Source organism: Pseudomonas sp. 18.1.10 (assembly GCF_024655625.1).
Classification (GTDB): Bacteria; Pseudomonadota; Gammaproteobacteria; order Pseudomonadales; family Pseudomonadaceae; genus Aquipseudomonas.
In genome coordinates, this window is the sequence record NZ_JANLGL010000339.1 from 1 (window position 1) to 4,180 (window position 4,180).

General features: G+C 60.4%; 4 protein-coding genes. 1 reads left to right on the forward strand and 3 read right to left on the reverse strand.

The genetic code is table 11. From position 1 onward, the window contains the following. Positions 1-107: 107 nt before the first annotated feature. Genes NUV89_RS28155 through NUV89_RS28165 form a run of 3 tightly spaced genes read right to left on the reverse strand, consistent with a single transcriptional unit; the run spans position 108 to position 3,072 of the window. The gene (locus NUV89_RS28155; protein ID WP_257783891.1) at positions 108-404 is read right to left on the reverse strand and encodes a winged helix-turn-helix domain-containing protein; all 297 of its coding nucleotides are present in this window, start codon (positions 402-404) and stop codon (positions 108-110) included. 19 nt (positions 405-423) lie between these two features. After that, entirely contained in the window at positions 424-924 is a 501-nt protein-coding gene (locus NUV89_RS28160) for a M48 family metallopeptidase (RefSeq protein ID WP_017735682.1), read from the reverse strand. Between the two features lie 42 nt (positions 925-966). Further along, on the reverse strand, positions 967-3,072 hold the full coding sequence (locus NUV89_RS28165) for a bifunctional diguanylate cyclase/phosphodiesterase (RefSeq protein ID WP_257783892.1): 2,106 nt from the start codon (positions 3,070-3,072) through the stop codon (positions 967-969). A 310-nt stretch (positions 3,073-3,382) separates the two neighbouring features. Between NUV89_RS28165 and NUV89_RS28170 the strand changes: the two genes are divergently transcribed. Next, on the forward strand, positions 3,383-4,048 hold the full coding sequence (locus tag NUV89_RS28170; protein ID WP_257783893.1) for a polysaccharide lyase family 7 protein: 666 nt from the start codon (positions 3,383-3,385) through the stop codon (positions 4,046-4,048). Positions 4,049-4,180 lie beyond the last annotated feature (132 nt).

Below are 4,180 nucleotides of genomic sequence, written 5' to 3' on the forward strand. Positions count from 1 at the left end.
TCGCGAGCAAGCCCGCTCCCACATTTAACCGCGTACATCAGTTGGAATGCGGTCGAATGTGGGAGCGGGCTTGCTCGCGAAGGCGTCAGACGATTCGCCACCGACCTTCAGGGATACCCCAACACCTGCTTCACCGAAGCCAGATTCCCCTCAATCCAACCCCGATCAATCGCCCCCCAACTGCGAATCCGATACTGCCCCGCATGGTTGCGCGCACCGTCTTCCTGCTCGAATTCACACACGATGTCCAGGTCGGCCAACGCCGCAATCGTGTCCTGCGCCGTGCGCCGCGGCATGCCGGTCACGTCGGTCAGCGCCGGCACGTTGCTGGCCAGGCCGCTGTCGATCAGATACGCCACATACAGGCGGCGGTAGAAGCTGCTCTTGGTCTTGCTCACATCCATGGTCAATCGCCTTGTGCGCTCAGGGTTTGCCTTGCAGGTCGCGATACGTGAGGTACACCCGCAGGTCGAATTCCACCTGATGGTAGCCCGGCATCATGTAGTCGCAGAGTTTATAGAACGCCTTGTTGTGGTCCGATTCCTTGAAGTGCGCCAGTTCGTGTACCACGATCATGCGCAGGAACTCCGGCGCCGCGTCCTTGAACAGCGCGGCAATGCGGATCTCTTTCTTCGATTTGAGGTTGCCACCCTGCACCCGTGAAATCGTGGTGTGCAGGCCGAGGGCGCGGTGGGTCAGGTCGAGGCGGTTATCGAACAGCACTTTGTCGATGGCCGGTGCGTTGCGCAGGTGCTCCTGCTTCAAGGCCAGCGCGTAGGCGTACAGGGCCTTGTCACTTTGCACGGCGTGGCGCTCGGGGTAACGCTGCTCCAGGTAAGCACCCAACTGGTCTTTGGCGATCAATTGGCGCACTTGCTCCTGGAGCGCAGCGGGATAGGCCTGGAGGTATTTCAGCGCGGTCATGGGGTCTGCAACAGGGTTCGAATGGCCGCCAGTGTAGCGAATTCAGCCCAGGCGAGGGGGCGTCCAGGCCACGATCTCTTGCGCCATCAATGGCTGCGCCACCCACGGCCCCTGGATAAACGGGCAACCATTGGCCTTGAGCCACTCGGCCTGGGCCTGCGTCGCCACGCCTTCGGCGACCACCAGCACATCAAAATGCCCGCACAGTTCGATGATGCTGCGCGCCATCGCCGCATCCCGTGGCGAGCCTGGCAGGCGCGAGACTAACTGCGGGTCGAGCTTGAGCGTATCGAAATCCAGGTCACGCAGATGGGCCAGGGAACAATGGCCCATGCCGAAATCATCCAGGGCGATGCGCACCCCGACCTGGCGCAGCAGCTTGAGCTGCTTGGCGGACTCTTCCAGGTTGCTGGTCAAGCTGTCTTCGCCAATCTCCACCTCCAACTGGCGCCCCTGCAAACCATGTCGCTCCAGCACCTGCTGCAGCTGGGCCGCGAGGTTGGGCATATTGAACTGGTTGCTGCTCAGGCTCACGCTCAACACCAACTCAGGATCGAAGGTCGATTGCCACGCCTGGCGCTGGGCTGCGACTTGCTGGTAGATCCAGGCGCTCAACTGGCTGATGAGGCGTGCCTCTTCCAGCAGCGGCAAAAACAGCCCCGGCGGCACATCGCCGACGCTGGGGTGTTGCCAGCGCAACAGCGCTTCGACGCCACGCAAGCGCCCATCCTCCACCGACACCTGGGGCTGGTACACCAAGGTGAAGTCCTTGTTCTCGATGGCCGTGCGCACACTGTCTTCGAGCATCAGCCGTGAGCGGGCGCGGCCGTTCATTTCCTGGTCGTAATAACGATACTGCTGACGCCCCGCGCGCTTGGCTTCGTACATGGCGATGTCTGCCGCCCGCAGCAGGCCGCTCAAGTCTGCGCCGCAATCGGGGAAGGTGGCGATGCCGATACTGACCCCGAGCATCACATCCAGGCCCTCGATCTGTTGGCAGATCGACACGCGTTCGATGAGTTTTTCTGCAATCTTGGCCGCTTGCTCGGCGAATTCCAGCTCCAGCAACGCGGTGAACTCATCCCCGCCCATGCGCCCCAGGATGTCACCGGAACGCAGGCACGCCTGCATTTGTTCCGACACCCAGCGCAGCACCCGATCCCCCGCGTCATGGCCCAAGGAGTCGTTGACCCGCTTGAAACCGTCGAGGTCCAGGTACAGCAACACCAGCGCGTGTTCGTTACGCTCGCTGCGCAGCAACGTGTTTTCCACGGCCTGATGGAAACCGCGCCGGTTCAGCAGGCCGGTCAACGGGTCGGTAACCGCCTGGAACTCCAGTTGCTGGTGCAGATGGCGCACTTCGGACATGTCCAGCACCGTCACCACCATGGCCTTCTGCTCGGCGGGCAAGGGTGCGCTGGACAACGCCACCGGCACCTGCTGGCCGCGACTGGTGCGCAAAATGGCGTCGTGCTGGCGCCAGGTTTCGCCTTTGCAATACGCCTCGTACATCGGGAAGCTCAACCAGGCGGGCACGTGGGGTTTTTGCAGGAAACTCAGGAAACTCTCGCCCTGCAACTCGGCCATCGTCGCATTCAGCAGCCGCGAAATCGCCGGGTTGGCGTACTGGATCACGCTGCCCTCGCCCACCACCAGGATGCCTTCGGCGGCGTTGTCCAGCACCGACGCATTGAAGGCGCGAGCCGACTCCAGGTCATGACTCAAGCGCTGCAAGGCCCGGCGATTGCGCTGGTGCTCCAGCAGCGCCTGGACCTTGGGCTTGAGGATGTGCGGATCAAAGGGCTTGAACAGGTAGTCGATCGCACCGCTGGCATAACCTTCCAGCACCGCGGCGGGCGATTGGGCGTGCGCGGTGAGAAAGATAATCGGCGTCATGCGTGTGCGTTGGCTGCCGCGCATCAGCCGCGCCACTTCAAACCCGTCCATGCCGGGCATGCGTACGTCGAGCAAAACCAGGTCGACTTCGTGGGCCAGTAGCAATTCCAGCGCTTCCAGCCCGGACGCGGCGGTCATTACCCGCCAGTCCTCACGCTGCAAAAGCGCACGCATGCTGATGAGGTTTTCCGGGTAGTCATCGACCACCAGAAGAACCGAACTGCCATCGCCGTTATGTGGAGCGCAATCCATGCTACGTCTCTTCCTTAAGGAGCCATTCCGGTCATTTTTGAGAGAAAACCCGGACAAACCCTGAGGGCTCACTCTAGACCCGGTTCCGTTAAAGCAGAAGTGACGTGGATGCCATCATTGATGCAAAGCTCAGGAAGCCGACTAACGGTCAACCCCTACAGGCCACGGATCATGGGAAACATGGCTTTTTGGCATTCATTTGGCGCCAATAAATCGTCAGAAAATGTTTAACAACCGCGGGACCACCGCCTATAAAGAACCCGTCTGGCCCACGGGCCAAAGCCTTCACCTTCTGTAAAAGGCCTACACCATGATCGATCTTTCCACCTGGAACCTCAGCATCCCGGTCGGCTCGCCCCCCGCGACCATCGACACCCCGAAACTGCTCAGCGGCTTCAAGGATCAATACTTCCAGGCCGAAGGCAGCAACGTGCAATTCTGGACACCCGTCACCGGCACCCGCACGGAAAACGCCATTTACCCACGCAGCGAACTACGCGAAACCTACGCCGATGGGCGATTGCGCAACTGGACTTACCCGGATGCGAACAACTTCCTGCGGGCCACGTTGGAGGTCAACCAAGTGCCCTCTTCCGGCAAAGTCGTTATCGGGCAGATTCATGCGTATGACAGCCAGAAGCCACTGATTAAGCTGGAGTATCAATTCAAGGAGAAAACCCAGACCGGCAATATCGTCGCCAAGGTGCGCATGCGACCGGATGATGGCGAGGGACGGGTGATTACGGTGGCGTCCAATGTGCCGTTGGAGAAAAGCTTTACCTACGTCATTAATCTGAATAAGGCCGGGTTGCTCAGCGTGTATGCGGCTGACGGCGAGTGGAATGAACGCATCGGCGCGGCGTGGGGAGCCAAGCCGTTGTATTTCAAGGCGGGGGTGTATGTGCAGGACAACAGTGGGGATAGCAAGGAAGGGGCAAGGGTGACGTTTGCGAAGCTGGATATTGACCACGACTGAGCATCGCTCACCATCGTGTAGGCCTTGTCCTAACGAGCCACAGGTCAATCACCTTTTTGAACACGCCAATGATCCCTGTGGGAGCCGGGCTTGCCCGCGATGGCGGTGTATCAGGCAACATTTTCGGTGACT

Coding starts and splice junctions, on each gene's coding strand:
- NUV89_RS28170 (WP_257783893.1), top strand. CDS start 3,383: ATGATCGATCTTTCCACCTGGAACCTCAGCATCCCGGTCGGCTCGCCC.
- NUV89_RS28155 (WP_257783891.1), bottom strand. CDS start 404: ATGGATGTGAGCAAGACCAAGAGCAGCTTCTACCGCCGCCTGTATGTG.
- NUV89_RS28160 (WP_017735682.1), bottom strand. CDS start 924: ATGACCGCGCTGAAATACCTCCAGGCCTATCCCGCTGCGCTCCAGGAG.
- NUV89_RS28165 (WP_257783892.1), bottom strand. CDS start 3,072: ATGGATTGCGCTCCACATAACGGCGATGGCAGTTCGGTTCTTCTGGTG.